Raw genomic sequence first — 20,863 nt, forward strand, 5'->3', positions numbered from 1 at the left:
CTCTCCTATCAAAAGCTCCAGCGGAGCGACATATAAACTATTAAAAAACATGTCGCTCCGCTGGAGCTTTTATTTATTTCGTATATTTTTTTCTATAAATATGCCGTCCCGCTGGGACTTTCTCCTTTTATAAAATTATTATTTTTTTAGAGTTCCAAAAACAAAACCATTTCTCCTATCCAACCCTGATGGAAGTGAAAATCCTTTTGCTTTTTCCTTTAAAAAGCAAAAGATTGAAGCGGACAGCAGGAACCCATATCTCCAAAAAATGCCAAATCTTTCGCTTCGCGTAAATATTCTTTTTAATTACGAATAAGTTTAGGTAAATTTGCGCTTTATTTTTAGAATAGTGCAAAAACAAATTATAGTCCTTATTGGAGGTCCTGGTACAGGAAAATCTACACTTATAAACGAATTAGTCGCTCGCGGCTATTGCTGTTACCCCGAAATTTCTAGAGAAGTTACACTCGAAGCTCAAAAAAGAGGTATCGAACAATTGTTCTTAGAACAACCTTTATTATTCAGCGAAATGCTCTTGGAAGGACGTGTTAAACAATACGAAAATGCAAAAAAGGAGACTGATACTGTAGTTTTTATTGATCGCGGAATTCCTGATGTTACAGCCTATATGGACTATATTGGCGATGAATACCCTGAGCATTTTGCAAAAGCTTGCGAAGATTATAAATATTCTAAAACTTTTATTTTACCGCCTTGGGAAGAAATTTATCAGAGCGACACTGAGCGTTATGAGAATTTTGAACAGGCACTAACAATTCAGAACCACTTAATCGAAACGTATAAAAAATACGGATATGATTTAATTGAAGTTCCTAAAGATACGGTTGAAAACAGAATTCTTTATATATTAGATAAAATTTAGCGGCGGGTTTAAAGTTGCAAAACTAGAAACTGATTTCTAAATTTTTAACTTTAACACTTTGGCCATGCAGGAAGCACAAGATATTCTTTTAAAATACTGGAAACACGAAAGTTTCAGACCGCTGCAAAAAGAAATTATTGATTCGGTTTTAGAAGGTCATGATACTTTTGCACTGCTGCCAACTGGAGGTGGAAAATCAATTTGTTTTCAGGTTCCAACTATGATGCGCGAAGGAATCTGCTTGGTTATTTCACCATTGATTGCTTTGATGAAAGACCAAGTAGCGAATCTTCAAAAAAGAGAAATTAAAGCAATTGCTCTTACGGGCGGAATTCATACGGAAGAAATTATTGATCTTCTAGACAACTGCCAGTTTGGAAATTACAAATTTCTTTATCTTTCGCCGGAGCGTTTACAATCAGACTGGATATTAGAGCGCATCAAAAATCTTCCCATAAGTTTTATCGCCATTGATGAAGCGCATTGTGTTTCGCAATGGGGACATGATTTTAGACCGGCTTATTTAAAAATTTCTGAACTCAAAAAACACTTTCCTAAAATTCCTTTTTTAGCTCTGACTGCAACTGCAACACCAAGAGTTGTTGAAGATATTAAAACTGAATTAGGATTAAAGGACACCAAACTTTTTCAACAGTCTTTTGAAAGAAAGAATATCGCATACATGGTTTTTGAAGTTGAAGACAAACTGTATCGTGTTGAGCAAATTTTAAAGAAAAATCCACAGCCTTCTATTATATATGTACGAAATAGAAAATCGTGTTTAAATATCTCAACACAATTACAATCGCTGGGTTTTAGAGCTACTTATTATCACGGAGGTCTTTCGACAAAAGAAAAAGATAAAAATATGCAGTTGTGGATGTCGGAACAAGCACAAGTTATTGTTGCCACAAATGCGTTTGGAATGGGAATTGACAAAGACAATGTAAAAACGGTCATTCATACGCAATTGCCAGAAAATCTAGAAAATTATTATCAGGAATCTGGAAGAGCGGGGCGAAATGGCGAAAAAGCCTTTTCGGTTTTATTATACAATAATTCAGATGCGAACCAAACTGAACAACAGTTTTTAAGTATTCTGCCTGACAAAAAATTCCTAAAAACGATGTATGTCAAACTCTGCAACTATTTTCAAATAGCTTACGGCGAAGGCTTAGACGATACTTTCTCTTTTAAACTGAATCACTTTTGCAACAAATATGACTTCCCTACTTTAAAAACATATAATGCGTTACAGTTTTTAAATCAACAGGGAATCATTACAATGTCTCAAGAATTTTCAGAGAAGGTTACAATGCAGTTTTTAATTGAATCAAAAGAAGTTATTCGATACACAAGTTTAAATCAGAAAGACGAAGAAATTATTTTGGCAATTTTGAGAACTTATCCAGGAGTTCACGAAATGAAAACACCGATTAATCTTTCCCTGATTGCAAAAAAATCAAATCATACTGAAGAACAGGTTACTTCTCTTTTAGAAAAATTGAGAGAGAAAGAGATTATCGAATATAAATCTAAAAATAACGATGCTACTATATTATTCAATGAAGTTCGCGAAGATGATTTGACTATAAATAGGGTTTCAAAGTATCTGGAAAAACAAAATCAACTTAAACAAGAACAGCTTTCATCTGTTCTATATTATATAAAGGAAAACAAAACCTGCAAAAACAGATTGGTTTTGGATTATTTTGGAGAAGAAACTAATTCGAATTGCGGGGTTTGCTCCTATTGTATTACGCAAAAAGGAAAAATCACGGAGGCCGATTCTATTGCTGACAAAATCCTGTCTTTATTAAAAACAGCATCTTTGACTTCGCGAGAAATTCAAAATCAGATAAAACTAGATGCATCAGATATAATACTTGTTCTTCAAGAATTATTAGAAAACAATCATATCGTTATATTAGCGAACAATAAATACACTTTAAAATCATAATGGAAAAATTACGAATTATATTTATGGGAACGCCAGAGTTTGCTGTTGGCATTCTAGATACTATTATAAAAAACAATTACGACGTTGTGGGCGTTATCACAGCTGCAGATAAACCGGCCGGCCGCGGACAAAAAATAAAATATTCGGCAGTAAAAGAATATGCATTGGCAAACAATCTCACTTTGTTGCAGCCAACTAATTTAAAAGACGAAAGTTTTTTAACCGAATTAAAAGCTTTAAATGCTAATTTACAAATAGTAGTTGCCTTTAGAATGCTGCCAAGAGTAGTTTGGGAAATGCCAAGTTTAGGAACTTTTAATCTTCATGCTTCCTTACTTCCAAATTATAGAGGCGCAGCACCTATTAACTGGGCAATTATTAATGGAGAAACAAAAACTGGAGTTACAACTTTCTTTATTGATGACAAGATCGATACCGGAGCTATGATTTTAAATTCGGAAATCGCTATTGAGCCAGAAGAAAATGCTGGACAATTGCACGATCGATTAATGTTACTAGGAAGCCAAACTGTAATTGACACTTTAAAAGTTATTGAAAACGGGAATGTTACCACAACAATTCAGGAAGACAATGACGAAATAAAAACAGCATACAAGCTAAATAAGGAGAATTGTAAAATTGACTGGAGGAAATCTGGAACTGAGATCAATAATTTAATTCGAGGATTAAGTCCATATCCAGCTGCGTGGTGTTTTTTGAAGGATAAAAACGAAGAATTAAGCATCAAAATATACGAAGCTAAACTAACTGTAGAAGCACATTCATATGAAATTGGAAGTTTAATCAGCAGCAAAAAAGAAATCAAAATTGCAATTAAAGAAGGGTTCATTCAGCTTTTGAGTTTACAATTACCCGGAAAAAAGCGAATGCAAGTAGCAGAATTATTAAATGGAATAACTTTTTCTGATAGCGCAAAGGTCTATTAACATCAGTAAAACAGGGGTTTGTACCTGTTTTTGATCGATAAACAACACCCTTTATGAACAAAAAAAGCAAGTTATCAACAATTCTAGCTAAAATTAAAGAAAACACTTGCACGCAACGGATTTCCTACTAAATTTGTGTATTAACAATTTTTTTTAACCAACAATTAATAACTAATTATTATGAACAAATCAGAATTAATCGATGCTATCGCTGCTGATGCAGGAATTACAAAAGCTGCGGCTAAATTAGCTTTAGAGTCATTTTTAGGAAATGTAGGATCTACTTTGAAAAAAGGCGGAAGAATTTCATTAGTAGGTTTTGGATCTTGGTCAGTATCTGCGAGAGCTGCTAGAGACGGTAGAAACCCTCAAACAGGAAAAACTATCAAAATTGCTGCAAAAAATGTAGTAAAATTTAAAGCTGGTGCTGAATTAGAAGGAGCAGTGAACTAATAAGAAAGTTCTCTAATCTAAATAATATAATTAAAACCCTCCTCGTGGAGGGTTTTTTTATGCGGTTTAACGATTTTATTTGTGATTTTAATTTTTTTATGAGTAAATTTAATAAAAATTGTAGCCGTATGATTTCAGAAAAATTAAAAAAAGGACACCTGCTTATTGCCGAGCCTTCAATAATTGGAGATTTATCTTTTAACAGATCGGTAATTTTATTAGCAGACCATAACAAAGAAGGATCAATAGGATTTATCATTAATAAACCGTTAAAATACACGATTAATGATCTTATCCCAGAAATTGATGCGACCTTCAAAATATATAATGGAGGCCCAGTTGAGCAAGACAATTTGTACTTCATTCACAATATTCCTGAGTTAATCCCGAATAGTGTCGAGATTTCTAATGGAATATACTGGGGAGGTGATTTTGAATCGACCAAAGACTTAATAAACAATGGATCAATCAACAAAAACAATATCCGTTTTTTCTTAGGCTATACCGGTTGGGACGAAAATCAGCTTGAGAATGAAATGCAGGGAAACTCCTGGATTATTGCTGATAATAATTACAAAAATAAAATTATTGGAAAGTCGACCACTCACTTTTGGAAAGAACAAATTATTGAGCTTGGCGGCGACTATCTCATTTGGTCAAATGCACCTGAAAACCCATATCTGAATTAGTTTTCAGATATGGATTCATTTAGTTTTTGCACTAGCAAATAAGCCAAATTACTTGTAAATTCTTTTTTTCGATATTTAGTTATCGGTTGTATTCCCGTGATTACATTTGTGAGAAATAATTCATCTGCTTTTTGAAGATCAAATGGCGAGATTATTTCCTCAGTTATTTCTATGCCCTCAATTTTTTTAGCTAAAGCTAAAATCTGTTTACGCATAATTCCATTTAAACAACCTTCAGAAACTGGCGGTGTAATAAGTTTTTTACCTACAAGCATAAACAAATTTCCTTGCAAAGCTTCGACAACATTTTTAGCATCATTTAGTAAAATGCAATTTGCAAGTCCGTTTTCATGTGCAAAAATACTTCCCGTAACATTAATCATTTTATTAGTCGTTTTAATCGACGATAATAACTGCTTTGTTATATAGAAGTCTTTATACAAATCAACTTCATATTCAGCGGTATTTAAAGCATACAAAGTGCTTTCGAGTGCAACTGCGTGAATCAAAAAAGAAACTTCATTGCTTTTTGGAAGATACAGACCGCCATCTTTTCTAAAAACGGTAATTCGAGCTCTTGCAGATGCAGAAATATTCTTTTCTTTAAGCAGATTTAAAATTTGCTCTTCGAAATATTCCATTGTAAAGTTCATTGGAATTTCCATTCTCACCACTCGCATTGAAGCCATTAATCTAAAATAGTGATCTTCAAGAAACAAGATTTTATTATTGATTATTTTTACGGTTTCAAAAACGCCGTCTCCATATAAAAAAGCACGATTTTGAGTTAAGATATTTTCTTCTAGTGCTATGTTTCCGTTAAAATTGATCATAAAAAAACCCTGAATTTTGTTCAGGGCAAATATAAGGCATAAAATAGACTTTTACTAAACAGATCCTATAAGATGTTTCAAATCTGAGATTTGATTCTCCCACAATTGTTTAGCTTCTCCTACTTCTTCTTTTTCAGCGAAATCAACTACCATTAATGACACATCTTTAGTCAATTCATCAACTAAAATATGCAGTTCAAAAAAGTACTCAGTATCCTTACTGCTTTCATCAACCCATTTAAATTTTACTTTTTCACCTGTTTTTTTTGAAGCTAATCGCGCTTTTTCCTGCGAATCATTCCAAATGAAAGTGAAAAACTCACCTCTTGAATTAACATTATCAGCAAACCATTCTGATAAACCTGACGGCGTTGATATATATTGATACAATAATTGCGGCGAAGAATTGATCGGAAACTCGATCTCGTAACGTATTTTTGGATCCATGTGCTACTTTTAATTTTTTCGAAATATAAGAATATATGTTCAAAAACAATGCATTTTTAAAAATATTTTTTTTTCTTCATTTTATGCTTGTACGCTTTAATATTATTTCTATCTTTGCACCCGCAATCAGGAATTCATGATAGCAGTCCAGGCGAGGTAGCTCAGTTGGTTAGAGCGCAGGATTCATAACCCTGAGGTCACGGGTTCAACTCCCGTCCTCGCTACAGGTAAAAAGGCATCACTTAAAAGTGATGTCTTTTTTTTATTTACAGTGATTATTTATGGCAAAATTTGTAACTTACATTTTATAATTATCGCTAAAACAGCTTTTTAAAAACTAAGTAATTCATTAAAAATCATGGATATAGTAAAATTTAAAATCACATCAAAAACGATAAAGGTAGAAGTACGCAATTCGAATAATTATGTTTTTAATTTCAATACTGCTTTAGAAATTGAAAAAGAAGACAAAGATGTTTTATTAAAGCTATACAATGCATTAGATCTTCTTTTTAAGAAAGAAGCCGTGAGCGAGGTAAAAAATTACATTTCGCCTAATCAGACGAATATACTTGACCAAATTTCTGCTGTTGATAATTTAGAGCAGGAAAAATAATCAACTCTTTTTAGATTTAAATAATTTGAGGGTTAAAGAAGAAGAACTTCTTTAACCCTCAAATTATTTAAAACAAAATTCTTCTCTTCTTTTACACCCACACAACACTAACATTCAGTCAATTACATTTTACTCTTTTATTAGCTGTAAAAACAAAAAACAACATTTTTAATAAAAATTTAAGCTCTTTTCTTTTACAAAATCATTAACTTGTTGTAAAATTTAAAACTACACTAGTTTTAACCTTATTTTAAGCAGGCCATTTTCCATCATTTTATCCCTAAATTCAAGTATATGTTAACAGGATTTGCGGTCTGCCACATGCAGTTATTTTATTTTAATTAAAAAAGAATAAATCTATGCGAGTTTCTGTAATCCGAAAAAACATAAAATTTATCCCCGATTCAAAAAGAGTTGTTGCACGCTATTTCATGAATGGCGAAGAACGAACGCAGCAAATGGTTGCTAGAATAATGACGCTTAATGAAAAGCAGGTTTTAGAGACTCTAGAACAGACTCTTCGCGAATTTGCAAGACGCCATCGAAACATCTCATCTATTTTCATTAAACATTGTGAAAAAATAAGCCCCATTATAGAAGCGATGCAAATTGACTACGAAGGAATGTCTCTGGATCGAAAAATGCTTATTGGCTCGTATTGCACAATGGAATATGCGATCGAATCTGCAGCTATTTTCAACCCTTCTATTGTAGAAGATTTTGATCAATCTGGTTTAGAGGCAGGTGAAAAACGTGTTATCATTTCTTTTCGCGCAACAGGCGAAGGTCATATATCGTCAATTGTTTTTAGAAGAGGAATATTGGACAAGCACAATAATCTGCAGATCATGAAAATTGGTCACAATATTGACAAAGCCGAAATTGAACACAAAACTTTATTTAATAAAGAACGTTTCTTGACTAAGCTGTATGAAATGCATACTAAAGACAAATATATTGTTCAAATTATGCAGGATTTACCAGATGAGTTTGAGTTTGCTATTTTAAAAAATATGCTGAATACTGCTTTAAGCGATCCATCTATTCGGGAGGAAAGAAGAACGGCACTTGAAGAAATACTCTGGCTTGCCAATTCATTTTATGATCTGCAATTTAAACACGATTCTGATATTACAGAGCGTGTTATATTTCCGATTTCTGATTCTGAAAGTCGTGGCATTGAAGATGCTCGTTTTGTTCGTTTTATTGATGACGACGATTCTGTACGCATCATGGCGACTTATACGGCTTATAATGGTCATACTATTTTACCCAAACTTATTTCTACTGAAGATTTTTACAGTTTTAGAGTAATGCCTTTGAATGGTGAAGGTGCTCAAAACAAAAATCTTGCTTTATTTCCACGAAAAATAAAAGGAAAATTTGCAATGCTTGCCAGAATAGATGGCGTAAACAACTACATTATGTATTCTGACAGAGTGACGCAATGGAACAAAACTATTCTCCTTCAAGAGCCTCGTTATACTTGGGAATTTACACAAATCGGAAATTGCGGCTCACCTTTATGGACTGAGGAAGGATGGCTTATTATCACTCACGGTGTTGGCACTATGAGACGTTACTGCATTGGCGCTTCGTTGTTTGATCTTGATGATCCGTCTAAAGAAATCGGAAGGCTTGCAGAACCGTTGCTTTCTCCGCTTGAAGACGAAAGAGAAGGCTATGTTCCTAATGTTGTATACTCTTGCGGCGCAATCATTCACAACAACAGCCTTATATTACCTTATGCTGTTTCTGATTATTCTTCTACTTATGCAGTTGTTGATCTTGTTGAATTATTGAGTGCTTTAAAGAAAAGTAAACAATAATTACAGAAACAGAAATCGCATAGAATTAGAAATAAATCTAAAAATATAATTTGGAAGAAAATAATCTTAAAAAAGTTTTTCTTTATTTTGACCCGCGTTATAACAAAACGATAATCTTCATCTTTTAAATTTTAAAATAAAGTCCAATGAAATTAGACCAAATTCTGGATAACATTCTTCCTATACCAGAAACTTCAAAACGGCTTCTTCAAGATTGTATTGAAGAAAAAAGTTATTCTAAAGGTCATATTTTATTGAGAGCTGATAAAATCGAGACTACTATTTATTTTATCAAAAAGGGAATTGCACGAGCATATTCTAATCAGAATGACAATGAAGTAACGTTTTGGTTTGGCAAAGAGGGCGACACTATTTTATCTATGAAAAGCTATGTTGTTTATCAAAAGGGATATGAAGATGTTGAGCTATTGGAAGATTGTGAACTATACGAATTGAAATCAAATAAACTGCAAAAGCTTTTTGAAATTGATATTCATATTGCAAACTGGGGCAGAAAATTTGCGGAAAAAGAACTTGTAAAAACAGAAGAACGTCTTATATCACACCAATTTCGAAGTGCAACTGAACGGTATTTGGAGCTTTTGCAAAATAATCCGCAATTAATTCAACGTGTGCAATTAGGTTATATTGCTTCCTATCTTGGCATTTCTCAAGTCAGCTTGAGCAGAATCCGCGCTGAAATTAAATAATTTTTATTTTTTAACATTTGTTAAAATCTCTCTGACTTCCTTTTCTAATCTTTGCACAAAAAAAGATATGAATTGGATTGTTTTAATTATTGCGGGATTATTTGAAGTTGCTTTTGCTACCTGTTTAGGAAAAGCTAAAGAATCAACTGGAAATGAAATGTATTTATGGTATACAGGTTTCTTGATTTCTCTTACAATCAGTATGGCACTTCTGATAAAAGCAACACAAACTTTACCAATAGGTACGGCTTATGCGGTATGGACTGGTATTGGCGCGGTGGGAACTGTTTTGGTTGGGATTTTAGTTTTTAAAGATCCTGCTAACTTCTGGCGACTTTTCTTTATCACTACCCTTATTGGATCAATTATTGGATTGAAATCATTATCACATTAATAAAATGATCCCCAACATTTTTAAGAACTGCTTACAGCTTTTTCTATTTAAAACTTAATTGTTAGACTAAGCTGTTTGCCGTTTGTTTTCGAATTGCTTTTGCCTTTTTAACTTTTACTACATTAAGATAAACTATAGATCCAAGCATCACGGCTATACCTATTATCTGCAAAAAAGTAACTTTTTCTCCTAAAATAATATGTGCACAAAAAACAGCAGCAGGCAATTCTAAAGTCAGTAAGACAGAACTTAAACCGGCTCCAATTTTTGGCATTCCCACAGAAAAACAAATTGGCGGAATCACTGTTCCAAAAATGGCTAAAAAAGTTCCCCATTGCAGTAATCCAAAATCTAAATGTGTGCTTGTAACAATCGCTTCGCAGTTGATTAAAAAGATTATCATTGCCGACCCGCTTGTCATTAAAGCACTTTTTTCGAACATTGGCGTTTCTTTTCCTATTTTACTAGTAAACACAATATAAAGTGTATAAAGCAATGCTGACAATAAACTTAGCAAAATACCAATAATTGAAATATTAGAATTCCCCAGATCTAAAAGGTTACCAGCTAAAACAGTTCCTAAGATTACAAAAACGGCACACCAAACCTCAACAGCATTTGGTTTTTTCTTAAAAAAGATCCACTCAACGGCAATGCTCAGCCAAGTGATCTGCATTAGCAAAACAATTGCCAATGAAGCCGGGATATATGCTACAGAAAGATAATAAGTATAAGTCGAGGTTCCCATTGAGGTTCCTGCCAAGAGTAATTTCCAATTTGGAGTAATTTTTTTTCTGTTTTTTATACTTTTAAAAACTACTATTGTCCACAAAATCAAAGTCCCCATTAAAGCCTGAGTCAATGTGACTTCTCCAGCGGTATAGCCCTGTCCGTAGGCAATTTTAGCAAATGATGAAAGCATTCCAAAACTTAATGCTCCCAATGCTACAACGATTATATATTTATTCATCTTTACAACTAAAAATCTATTTTTTGTCCAAACAAAAGTATACAACAGCGAACAATAATCCATATTAGCAAAGTAAATATGTATTTTATTCTTAAAAAATATCAAATAATCATTTTTTATTCTAAATTAGAATATTTTTTATTATCTAACTGGAAAAAATCCGATGCAAGAATTAAACAAACAAGAAATTGAGTTATTAAGAATCCTTCAAAAAAATGCAAAATTTGACATTACGGATCTAACTGAGAAATTAAACATGTCGAGAACTTCTGTTTATGACCGAATAAAAAAACTGGAGAACGAAGGTTATATAAAAGATTATGTTGCGATAATTGATCCGAAAAAAGTAGGATTGAATTTTACCGTAATTATAAATGTTTCACTAAATAGTCAGCGTCTTGAACTTGTAGAAGAATTTACTAAACAGGTAGCTGCTCTTGAAGAAGTGGTTGAAGGATATATAACTGGAGGAATTTTTGATTATGTTTTAAAAGTGGTTGTAAAAGATCCTGAAGCTTTTAATGATTTTATTCGAAAACTTTCGGTAATTCCGAATATCAGTAAAGTGCAGAGTTCGTTTGTGATGAATTACATAAAGCAGTCGACAAATTTGCATTTTTAATCTAATAAAATCTTATCTGCTTAAAAATTTTACTTTGTCTTAAACACAGCACTGTAAAGCTTGCTTTAGGCTCTTAATAAAAACCTTACAATACTCTAAAAAATGCGTTAAAATAGACTGTGGAGAAGAATTTTTCTTCATAAAAAAATATATTTGTCTAAAACATTATTGACCTTTTTTTAGAAGCAAAAAAACATTAGTATGGATAATGAAAAATTTATTTTCTGCCTTGAAGGCGTTCAGGATGTAGATAACATTACAGCAACTGATGTGGTCAAAAATCTTGAAGAAATTGCTTTTGACCAAGGTATTGCCAGCATATACAAAACCTGCGATACAATAGAAAGTCTAGAAGAAAGCCTAAATACATTACTGTATGATGATCATAATTTTAAGGATTATGAAATTATTTATCTGGTAATGCCTGGTCAGGAAAACAATATCTGTCTTCATGATTATTACTACAGCTTAGAAGAAATAGCAGAACTTTTTGAAGGAAAAATGAAAGGAAAAATTATTCATTTTGCCAATAAAAAAAGATTGGATCTTAATGATGATGAAGCGCAATATTTTCTTGATATTACTGGTGCTCGTGCCATCTCGGGCTATGGTTCTTCTTATAATAAAATTGCCAGCTGCAGTACTATTGACAAGGCTTTTTTCAGTTTATATCAAGAAAACGACGATCTTACTGAAGTGGTCGAAGATTTATACCAAAAACACTATGCACTTTGCAAATTACTAGATTTTAGATTGTATTATTAAGTATGAAAACAAAGGCAGGTGAAAATGTAAAAACATACGAAGCAAAGGGGTTTAGAGAGAAATTTTTAGGCGAGGATAATCCGATGCATGTTCTTTTCAGATCAAACTCGGATCATTTTTTCTGTTTAAAAATGGAAGAAATGATGCGTTTGCGGTATCCTGTTCCACCTTCCAAACACAGCTGTCATACTTTAATTTTTGTAAGCTCCGGCTCGCATATTATGAAGTCGGGATACGAAGAATACCAAACGGTTTCTAATGAAATTATTGTCGTTCCTGCGGGTCAAGTTTTTTCAATAAAAAACATCAATAATGCGCATAATGGCTATATCTGCCAATTTCATCCTGATATTTTAATTGGTAAATACGGCAATCGGGAAATGTTGAATGATTTTGATTTTTTGAAAATTTCCGGCAACCCTAAAGTTACTTTGACTCCAGAGGATGTACCTGATATCGAGACCATTTTAAACCGACTTCAAAAAGAATATTCTGAAACGACAACCGCAAATTTAAATATTGTACAGTCGTATTTAATTGCCTTGTTTCATGAAATGAACAAAAATTCGATTAAAGTTTCCAAAAACATTTCGGCTGCTGAGATTATTACAAATAAGTTCAAGGAACTGATTCACCAAAACATTAAAACACAGCATTTGGTTCATTATTATGCATCATTGCTTAATGTTACTCCAAACCATTTAAACAAATCAGTAAAAACTGTTACAGGCAAATCTGCAGCCAAATGGATTGATGAAACCATATTGCTTGAGGCTAAATATCTGCTTTTTCAAACGACACTTTCTGTAAGTGAAATCGCTATACAAGTAGGTCACGAAGACCAATCGTACTTTAGTCGTTTCTTTAAAAAACATGAAGGAATTACACCTATTCAATACCGAAAAATGATTGATAAGTCCTAATTATTGATTATTGAATCCTATTAAACACGGTTGCTTTTTTCAGAAATTTGCCTCTTCAAAAAATGCAAATTATGATTTATGTATTTAAAACTTCTGTAGACAGCGCTTCAAAATTTGAGTCGGCTTCTGCATTGCTTCACGAATTGCTGCCTGATACTTTATGGAATTTTGACCTAGAAGACTGTGATAATATTTTGAGAATTGACAGCGAACTCGACATTCCCAATTTGATTCTTAATAATGCTGTTTTTGACTGCATTGAATTAGAATAAAACTTAAATCTTTATAACGCCTTCACTTATTTTATGGAATCTAAATTATACCAAAACCGAACTTTTGATACTGTCGATTACTCTGATCAAAGTTTATCGAATACTGAATTTGTAAACTGCGAATTCATCAATTGCAACTTTTCTAAAAGCGATTTAAGTCATAATGATTTTCTGGATTCTACTTTTAAAAACTGTAATCTTTCGCTGGCGATTCTTAAAAATACGGGATTAAAAAACATCAATTTCATTGGCTGTAAATTAATGGGATTGGATTTTAGCGCCAGCAACAGCTTTTTGTTTTCAATGAATTTTCAAGATTGTCTTTTAGATTATTCGACTTTCATTTACAAAAAACTAAAGAAAACTAATTTCGTTGACTGCTCGCTTAAAGATGTCGATTTCTCAAATACCGATTTGTCTTTGTCTCTTTTTAAAAATTGTGATCTAGCCAATGCTACTTTTCAGGATTGCATTTTAGAAAAAACAGATTTCAGAACGTCTAAGAATTATGCTTTTGATCCATCTGAAAATAAGATCAAAAAAACTAAAGTTTCGCACGCTGCGCTTGCCGGATTATTAGAAAAATTTGATTTGGAAATTGAATAATTTTTCGTCATTTATGCATATATCATTGTCTAAATAAAAAAAGGGATGCTAAATAAAATCGCATCCCTTTTCTAACTAAAACTTAAATACAAACTAAGGTCTCCAACGTGGATCTCCTATTTTATTATCAATTAATGTTTGATTCTTAACTGTAAAATTCCCTGTTGCCGCACTTGTAAATTGCGGGTCTAACGTTGTGTATGTTGCAGATTTATCAACCGTTATTGCTGCTGCTCCAACTGTATACAACAAACTAGCATTAAAGTAGTTATTTGATGCAAACGTTGGCGGAGCTGTAGGCGTCGTTGTTCCGTTTTGGTTTGAATAAATTGCTGTTGTTCCTGCAATTATTGTATTTTTCACCGTAGAAGTATTCGCTCCAAATCGAAGATATAAAATTCTTTTTGATGCTACATTACTTGAAACATTATACAACGTACTGCTGTCGATTAATACATTTGACGTTAAACCTGTACCTGTTAATCCAGCATTATCGACACGAATAAATTCACGTCCGATTGAACAAGAGTCAAATGTGCTGTTTTTAACTACTACACTTGCCACATATGTATTTCTAAAATCTATTGTTTCAGCTTGCTGGTTGGTACTTACGTTTTTAATTATACTATTCTCTACTGTAAACGAAGCTACTTTTGCTGCATTAACACTTCCGTAAACTAAAGCTCTTAGATAATCATGAACATAACAACCGCTTATTAAGATATCTTCATATATTGCAGATGCTGTATTGATAGTAATAAAGCTAAAATCTCCAACTCCTGCGCCATCCAACTCTAAATCAATTAATGAAAAATCAGCTGTTCCAGAGTTCAATGTAAATTTAACGTGCAGCTTTGGCTTATCAGCAGGACGTAATCCTCTTATGGTAATCGCTTTATTCACAATTATATCTCCTTTGTACACATTATAATCTCCCGGCATTAAAACTAGAATTGCCCCAGAAGCTGCTTCGCTTATTTTTGCATTTAAATCGTCTTCTGGTTTCACTAAAATTCCAGTTCCAATATCGATTCCAGTAGTAAACGTTCTAACACCTCTTTTCTTTGTTCCATTTAATAAAGTTGCTGTATAATTAGTTTCACCTGTTAAACCTGTTACTTTAGCAACTCCAGCTGCCTTTTCTGCCGGCGTAATAGCATGTGTAATATTGCCTGGCATAACAGAAATTTGTGTAACAGAACTATTAGGCGTCCATCTTAAAGTCACTTCTTTTGCTTCAATATCAGCATCAGCAACTGGAAATAAAATTTGCTCGGTTAATGTTGTCGCACTTGTAACTGTCCATTTAGAATCTGCCACTCCTGCTGAACTTACAGCTTTCACTCTAATAGAATAAACTGTTTCTCCTTCTAATGCAACTTGAACCGGCAGTTCTTTTGGTGCTACATTTACGGTTTTATAAATTGTAGTGAAGTTGACATCATCTGCACTAAATTCAACTACATAATGATCTGCATCCTCTTTTACCGTCCAATTCAATTCGACTGTAGTTTGATTTCTAATTGTTGTTGTAAGTCCTACCGGAGAAAATGCTCTATCAGCTCCGATGTCCTGCAAGACTGCTTCATTGTAACTTTCGCAGCCGGCGCTTAGTACTGCTAATAAAAACATAGTCAGCAAGCCCTTAAATATATATTTTGCTTTCATAATTATATTACTATAAATTAATTATTATTAATTTCCAAAAACCCAGTCATTTACTAATTTCCCATTGCTTCCATCAATAAATGTCTGCCAGATTGGCCAAAATTGTCTTTTATCTGGATTTACTCCTGCTTTGTATAAAGTGGTTATTTTATTATCCTCCAGCTTATCCCAGCTTTTTGAAGTATAACCTACCGGGGCTTGAGTTTCGCCACGATTTAAACCATAAATATCCAATGTAAATCCATCATCTTGATATTTGTAATACAAAGTTTTAGGCACATCTTGATATTTACCAGTACGCGCTTTCAGATCTGCCATTTTAACTTTAGCTTCGTCTAATTTTGTTTTTAGCAAATTCCAACGGATCAATGCATATTTACGTTCCAATTCTCCTGTAAATTCTAATTTATTTTCCTCAATAATAGCATTCATCATTGCATCTTTACTTGTCAATGCATCTACATAAGCATCCACTTTTACAGCCTGATTTGCTGGAGCAAATGCTCTGCGGCGAATTTCTTTTAGGTAAACTGCAGCAGATCCTGCTCCTTCTAATTCGTTAGCAGCTTCGGCCGCAATTAAAAGTACTTCTGCATAACGCATGTAAATTTTGTTTACACCATCGTCATTTGGTGCGCTGGCAATACGTTTCATCCATTCAAAACGATATTTACCAAAATACCAAGTCTGTAAATCTGTAAGTTCTTGTTTTGATCTACCGTTTACTGCAGCGCCCCATTTATAAGGAACACAAGTTACATCTCTTCTTGTATCAACTTGATCATAATCATAAAAAACAAATGGCAATGGTCCGTTAACTCCTCCTTTATTGGTTCCCATAGCTTGAAATTGATCAACAGCATCGTGTCTAACCGCAAAAGTAAACAGCATTCTTCCTCTAGAATCAGCAAAAGGAATTTCCCAAAGAGATTCTCCTCCAGCAGTTGTATTTTCTTGATTGTATTTTCTCCACAGCCCCTCAAAAGTTGGTTCTAAACGTGCAGTTCCACTTGTAATAACCGAACGACATTCATCTAATGCTAACCTGTACATTGCAGCTACTGAAAGTTCTGGATCATTACTTCTTCTAACTCCGTCAGGATATTGCTGATAACCGCTTGCCATCATAGCCAATCGAGCTCTAAATCCTTTTACAAAAGCTTTATTTATACGTTCTGTACTAGCAGTTGCAGAAGTTGCATTAGGCCAAGCTACCAAAGTTGAAGCTTCTCCTAAATCAGCGATCAATTGCTTATAAATTTCATCACGACCCGTTTTAGGGATATAAATAGTATTAGTAGAAACAGGTTCGAAACGCACAGGAACATCTCCCCAGTTTCTAACTAAATCTGCATAGTAAATAGCACGTAACGTTAATGCTTCTCCCAACAACTGCCCCATTTCAGCATTTGTAGAAGGATTACCGTAGGCACGAATTCCTCTGATACATAAATTGGCGCGCTCAATTCCTTCATACATCATTGCCCACGCATTTTTTGGCGAATTCATTTCAGTGTTATCAGCCTTAGCGTCATAAACTACTAAATCAGATTTAGCATTATCACTTGAAGATGCTAAAAGCCACTCACTATCTGTATTTAATCCTTGATAAGCTAAAAGTCTCCCTCTATAAGATTGCTCTTCTCCAAACGACACTTTTATTCCATCAACTGCTCCTTGTGCTAATCCTGGTGTAGAAAAAATAAGCTGCTCATCTAATGTTGACTGTGCAGGAGTATCAAAAAAATCATCGGCAGAATCCTGACAAGACGTCAATAAACCTGAGATAATTAAACCTGCTATTATTATTTTATGTTTCATTTTGATAAATTTTAAAATTAGAAATTAAGGTTTAAACCAAAAACCAATTGTCTGCTTCTCGGGTATGCTGAATAATCAACTCCCGGTGTTAGTGGTGTTTTTCTTTTTGTTGACACCTCAGGATCTGGACCAGAATAATTTGTAATTATAAAAACATTTGTTGCTGTAAAATAAAATCTTAATTTACTCACTCCAAGTTTAGATGTGAACGATTCTGGAGTGCTGTATCCTAAAGTCAGCGTATTCAATCTAAAGAAAGAACCATCTTCTACCGCCCAGTCAGTAAACATAAATTTCTGCATGTAAGGAGACCACATTGTTGTATTAGCGTTAAGCGCTTCTAATTGTGCTGGATCTGTAACCAATTGTCCTGAAGCTGGATCTAAGTTTGTCCATCTTACACCATCAGCCATTTCAGTGCTTAAGTTTTTATATTGCCCGTTTCTGTTTGATGTAGAAAACTCAGCTTTATTAGCGTTATAAATATCATTTCCAATTGTCCAGTTAAAAGCAGCGGAAAGATCAAAACCATAAGCGTTTGCATTAATTACCAAACCTCCTGTACTTTTTGGATTAGAATTACCAATAATAGTTTGATCTGATGCTGTAACTTTATTATCAGCAGAACCATCAGTATTTTTCAACTTCATCATTCCGGGTTGTAAAGCACCAAGAACACTAGTAGCATCAGCAACACCTGATTTTAAAGTGTATTTTCCTCCAACATAATCAAAATCTGAAACTTCATAGCGTCCAGCACTTTGATAACCATACATTAATCCCATTGGCGAACCTACATTTACAGCATAATCATTACCTATATCTGTAGATGCCCAGCCGGTATTTACTCCAAAATTGTCCATTACTCCAAGAGAGTTAATTCTATTTTTGTTAACCCCAACATTTACAGAAAAGTTTAAACCATAATTTTTCTTTTCAATTGCTATGAAGTTTACTGTAGCTTCAAAACCTGTATTTTGTGTTTCCCCCATATTTCTGTACTGCGTTTTATACCCTGTACCTCCTACTGGAAACTCAATTAATAGATCTTTAGTTACGTTTTTGTAAACATCGAAAGTACCGTTTAAGCGATTTTTGAAAAATCCGAAATCAAGACCAATATTTTGCGTAACAGTAGTTTCCCATTTCAAGTCTGGATTTGCCAAAACACTTGATGGCGCCCAATAGCTATCAAAACCATTTATATAAGAGTTTGTGTTAGATTGATAACTTTGAACTGTTTGCCCTACAGGAATATTGTTATTTCCTGCTTCACCATAACTCAGTCTTAATTTAAGAAGGCTTAACCAAGAAGCATTTTTTAAGAAATCTTCTTCAGAAATTTTCCAAGCTGCTGCTGCTGCTGGGAAATACCCCCAACGGTTGCTGTTTAAAAATCGGCTAGAACCATCTGCACGGAAAGAAGCCGTCAATAAATAACGATCTTTATAATCATAATTTAAACGTCCAAAAAACGAAAGTAATTTATCATCAGGGCTATAAAAATTATCAACTGAAAAAGGCGTTCCTTGAGTTGTTAATTTTTTTGCTTGATCTAAATTAAAGAATTTAGGATAGTTTAAAATTGTTGTAGTTACTGTATTTGAAGTAGTAGTAATCATTTCTTCTCCTAAAAGCGCTGTCAAATGGTGGTTTGCTCCTAAGATGTTTTTAAAGTCATAATTTAATGTATTCGCATTTCTAAAACGAACATCTTTACGATCGCTCATCACCATTCCTGGTTTTCCTGCTCCAACTTTAGCAGTACTTGAAAAATAAGTAGAAGAACCGTAAAAACGATAATCTGTATTATTAAAATTGTCTAATCCTAAATCACTTTGAAATTTTAGGTTTTGAGCAAGCTTCCAACCAAAGCTTCCTAATAAATTATAGTTTTTTCTAAATTGTTGACGGTTATTATCTGAGATCGCTAAAAATGGATTCACTAAATAACTGTTAACACTTTGATCATCATTATCTGTTGTTAATCCCGGCATTGGAATTGGTGAATACCCAACACTATGACGCAAACGGCTGTCAAGAGATGAAACTTCATTTTGCTCATTAGCTCCTCCGCCATTTATTTTTGTATCAGAATATCGTACTGTAAACCCAAGATCGATTTTATCACTTGCCTTGTTCTTTAATGCAAGCGACAAGTTGTTTCTTTTATAATCAGAGCCAACCATAATGGCTTTCTCATCGTAATATGCATAGTTAAAATTATAACTCAATTTTTCAGTACCTCCGCGAATTCCTAAATCACGACTGTTTACTTCGCCGCGACGACCATAAATTTGCTTTTGCCAGTCTGTTCCTTTTACGCCGTTATATAAATCGCGATCTTGCCAGTTTCCAAAATATTTAGTGTAAGATGTTGGATTACTTAAAATAGTTTTATCAGTTTGACTTAGTAAAGCATATTCATACTGCCATTTTACAAAATCTTCTGTAGGCAGTACATCAATATCATTAGCCATTGTTTTCATACCATAAAACATATTATAGCTTACTGCCATTTTCCCGTCTTTACCAGTTTTAGTAGTTACGATAATAACACCATTTGCTCCTCTTGATCCATAAATTGCTGTAGAAGAAGCATCTTTCAATACGGTCATCGACTCAACATTTGAAGCCGCAATGTCACTCATGCTGTTTACAGGAAAACCATCAACAATTATTAAAGGCGAAGCATCTTGCGTTAAAGATCCGCCTCCACGCACTCTAATTTTAATATCCGCATCTGGAGAACCTTCAGTTGAAACAACCTGAACCCCAGCAATTCGTCCTGTTAAAGCTTCTGCGATATTAGAAACAGGCACTTTTTTCAACTCATTTCCTGAAATTGAAGCAACTGCACCTGTTAAATCAGATTTTTTTGCAGTACCATAACCTATCACCACAACTTCATTTAAATTATTAGCATATTCAACTAACGATACATCAACCTTAGTCTTACCTGCCGCCGAAACTTCTTTAGTTACAAATCCTATGAAAGAAAAAGTCAAAACTGCTTTCGGATTTGTTAATTTAATCTTGTAGTGTCCATCAAAATCTGTCGAAGTTCCATTCTTTGTCCCTTTTTCAAGAACATTAACTCCCGGCAGAGAAAGTCCTGCCGCATCCTTAACAGTTCCCTCTAATGTCACAGTCTGAGCATGCGCTCGATTGCCCATCAGTAAGCACAATAAGAAAACAACAGCAAAGCAACGATTTGTTCCTTTGTTTAATAAATCATTAAAATTCATGGTTGATTGTTTAAGTTATTAATTGTTTTAAAAGTGGTTTTTTGTGGTTTTTTTTTAATTTACAATTACAGCTTTTGCAAACGTTTTTTCTTTTTCTTTCAATAAAATCAGAGGTTTTATCCATTTTATTGCTATTAAAAACCAAAGTATTTTTAACAGTTTGAAAAAATTGTAATCGATTGCACAAACATAGATATTTTTTTTATA

Annotated in this window: 20 protein-coding genes and 1 tRNA gene; 15 read left to right on the forward strand and 6 right to left on the reverse strand. The window is 33.5% G+C overall.

The annotated features are described in order from the left end of the window. Positions 1 to 349 precede the first annotated feature (349 nt). The 5 genes from BOW57_RS12285 (at position 350) to BOW57_RS12305 (ending at position 4,932) form a co-directional block, all read left to right on the forward strand. Positions 350 to 883: an AAA family ATPase gene (locus BOW57_RS12285; RefSeq protein WP_129054623.1), complete on the forward strand. Its 534-nt coding sequence runs from the start codon at positions 350 to 352 to the stop codon at positions 881 to 883. A gap of 64 nt (positions 884 to 947) precedes the next feature. Further along, a complete protein-coding gene (locus BOW57_RS12290) occupies positions 948 to 2,843 on the forward strand; it encodes an ATP-dependent DNA helicase RecQ (RefSeq protein ID WP_089054128.1) in 1,896 nt (631 codons plus the stop codon). Then, positions 2,843 to 3,790, forward strand: a complete 948-nt coding sequence (fmt, locus tag BOW57_RS12295; RefSeq protein ID WP_129054625.1) for a methionyl-tRNA formyltransferase — start codon at positions 2,843 to 2,845, stop codon at positions 3,788 to 3,790. Before BOW57_RS12290 ends, fmt begins: the two co-directional genes overlap by 1 nt. A 180-nt stretch (positions 3,791 to 3,970) precedes the next feature. Further along, positions 3,971 to 4,243 carry an HU family DNA-binding protein gene (locus BOW57_RS12300; protein ID WP_042567273.1) on the forward strand — a complete coding sequence of 91 codons (273 nt, stop codon included), beginning with the start codon at positions 3,971 to 3,973 and terminating at the stop codon, positions 4,241 to 4,243. Positions 4,244 to 4,371: 128 nt separating this feature from the next. Then, positions 4,372 to 4,932 (forward strand): YqgE/AlgH family protein, encoded by a 561-nt coding sequence (locus BOW57_RS12305; RefSeq protein WP_089058371.1) that lies wholly within the window; start codon positions 4,372 to 4,374, stop codon positions 4,930 to 4,932. Here the strand turns inward: BOW57_RS12305 and BOW57_RS12310 are convergent. Together BOW57_RS12310 and BOW57_RS12315 are read right to left on the reverse strand one after the other, a co-directional pair. Further along, positions 4,929 to 5,765 carry an aminotransferase class IV gene (locus BOW57_RS12310; RefSeq protein WP_129054627.1) on the reverse strand — a complete coding sequence of 279 codons (837 nt, stop codon included), beginning with the start codon at positions 5,763 to 5,765 and terminating at the stop codon, positions 4,929 to 4,931. The two genes, BOW57_RS12305 and BOW57_RS12310, sit on opposite strands and share 4 nt — an antisense overlap. A gap of 54 nt (positions 5,766 to 5,819) precedes the next feature. Continuing rightward, positions 5,820 to 6,212: an START-like domain-containing protein gene (locus BOW57_RS12315; protein ID WP_026984135.1), complete on the reverse strand. Its 393-nt coding sequence runs from the start codon at positions 6,210 to 6,212 to the stop codon at positions 5,820 to 5,822. 150 nt (positions 6,213 to 6,362) lie between these two features. On the opposite strand from BOW57_RS12315, the gene BOW57_RS12320 reads away from it, so the two are divergent. The 5 genes from BOW57_RS12320 to BOW57_RS12340 all read left to right on the forward strand — a co-directional run bounded on the left by BOW57_RS12320 (position 6,363) and on the right by BOW57_RS12340 (position 9,761). Next, a tRNA-Met gene (locus BOW57_RS12320) sits at positions 6,363 to 6,436 on the forward strand. Positions 6,437 to 6,570: 134 nt separating this feature from the next. After that, positions 6,571 to 6,828 (forward strand): hypothetical protein, encoded by a 258-nt coding sequence (locus BOW57_RS12325; protein WP_089054124.1) that lies wholly within the window; start codon positions 6,571 to 6,573, stop codon positions 6,826 to 6,828. A gap of 359 nt (positions 6,829 to 7,187) precedes the next feature. Next, on the forward strand, positions 7,188 to 8,657 hold the full coding sequence (locus tag BOW57_RS12330) for a glycoside hydrolase family 130 protein (protein WP_089054123.1): 1,470 nt from the start codon (positions 7,188 to 7,190) through the stop codon (positions 8,655 to 8,657). Positions 8,658 to 8,803: 146 nt separating this feature from the next. Continuing rightward, entirely contained in the window at positions 8,804 to 9,367 is a 564-nt protein-coding gene (locus BOW57_RS12335) for a Crp/Fnr family transcriptional regulator (protein WP_099720517.1), read from the forward strand. Positions 9,368 to 9,434: 67 nt separating this feature from the next. Further along, a complete protein-coding gene (locus BOW57_RS12340) occupies positions 9,435 to 9,761 on the forward strand; it encodes a multidrug efflux SMR transporter (protein WP_089058376.1) in 327 nt (108 codons plus the stop codon). 61 nt (positions 9,762 to 9,822) lie between these two features. Here BOW57_RS12340 and BOW57_RS12345 read toward each other — a convergent pair whose 3' ends face one another. After that, entirely contained in the window at positions 9,823 to 10,731 is a 909-nt protein-coding gene (locus tag BOW57_RS12345) for a DMT family transporter (RefSeq protein WP_164973699.1), read from the reverse strand. 163 nt (positions 10,732 to 10,894) lie between these two features. On the opposite strand from BOW57_RS12345, the gene BOW57_RS12350 reads away from it, so the two are divergent. The 5 genes from BOW57_RS12350 to BOW57_RS12370 all read left to right on the forward strand — a co-directional run bounded on the left by BOW57_RS12350 (position 10,895) and on the right by BOW57_RS12370 (position 13,919). Beyond that, positions 10,895 to 11,353: an Lrp/AsnC family transcriptional regulator gene (locus BOW57_RS12350; RefSeq protein ID WP_089058378.1), complete on the forward strand. Its 459-nt coding sequence runs from the start codon at positions 10,895 to 10,897 to the stop codon at positions 11,351 to 11,353. A gap of 201 nt (positions 11,354 to 11,554) precedes the next feature. Beyond that, positions 11,555 to 12,118, forward strand: a complete 564-nt coding sequence (locus BOW57_RS12355; RefSeq protein WP_089054118.1) for a DUF6642 family protein — start codon at positions 11,555 to 11,557, stop codon at positions 12,116 to 12,118. Between the two features lie 2 nt (positions 12,119 to 12,120). Next, the gene (locus tag BOW57_RS12360; RefSeq protein ID WP_129054631.1) at positions 12,121 to 13,041 is read left to right on the forward strand and encodes an AraC family transcriptional regulator; all 921 of its coding nucleotides are present in this window, start codon (positions 12,121 to 12,123) and stop codon (positions 13,039 to 13,041) included. Positions 13,042 to 13,112: 71 nt separating this feature from the next. Further along, a complete protein-coding gene (locus tag BOW57_RS12365) occupies positions 13,113 to 13,313 on the forward strand; it encodes a hypothetical protein (protein WP_164973700.1) in 201 nt (66 codons plus the stop codon). A 33-nt stretch (positions 13,314 to 13,346) separates the two neighbouring features. Further along, on the forward strand, positions 13,347 to 13,919 hold the full coding sequence (locus BOW57_RS12370) for a pentapeptide repeat-containing protein (protein ID WP_129054635.1): 573 nt from the start codon (positions 13,347 to 13,349) through the stop codon (positions 13,917 to 13,919). Positions 13,920 to 14,012: 93 nt separating this feature from the next. On the opposite strand, the gene BOW57_RS12375 is transcribed toward BOW57_RS12370, so the two are convergent. The 3 genes from BOW57_RS12375 to BOW57_RS12385 are packed head-to-tail and all read right to left on the reverse strand — an operon-like array spanning position 14,013 to position 20,656. Next, a complete protein-coding gene (locus BOW57_RS12375; protein ID WP_129054637.1) occupies positions 14,013 to 15,587 on the reverse strand; it encodes a DUF5123 domain-containing protein in 1,575 nt (524 codons plus the stop codon). Between the two features lie 27 nt (positions 15,588 to 15,614). After that, positions 15,615 to 17,408, reverse strand: a complete 1,794-nt coding sequence (locus BOW57_RS12380; protein ID WP_129054639.1) for a RagB/SusD family nutrient uptake outer membrane protein — start codon at positions 17,406 to 17,408, stop codon at positions 15,615 to 15,617. Positions 17,409 to 17,425: 17 nt separating this feature from the next. Then, complete coding sequence (locus BOW57_RS12385) at positions 17,426 to 20,656, reverse strand: TonB-dependent receptor (RefSeq protein ID WP_129054641.1); 3,231 nt, start codon at positions 20,654 to 20,656, stop codon at positions 17,426 to 17,428. Between the last annotated feature and the right edge of the window lie 207 nt (positions 20,657 to 20,863).

Origin of the sequence: Flavobacterium sp. YO64, assembly GCF_004119505.1 — a bacterium.
GTDB classification, from domain to species: domain Bacteria; phylum Bacteroidota; class Bacteroidia; order Flavobacteriales; family Flavobacteriaceae; genus Flavobacterium; species Flavobacterium oncorhynchi.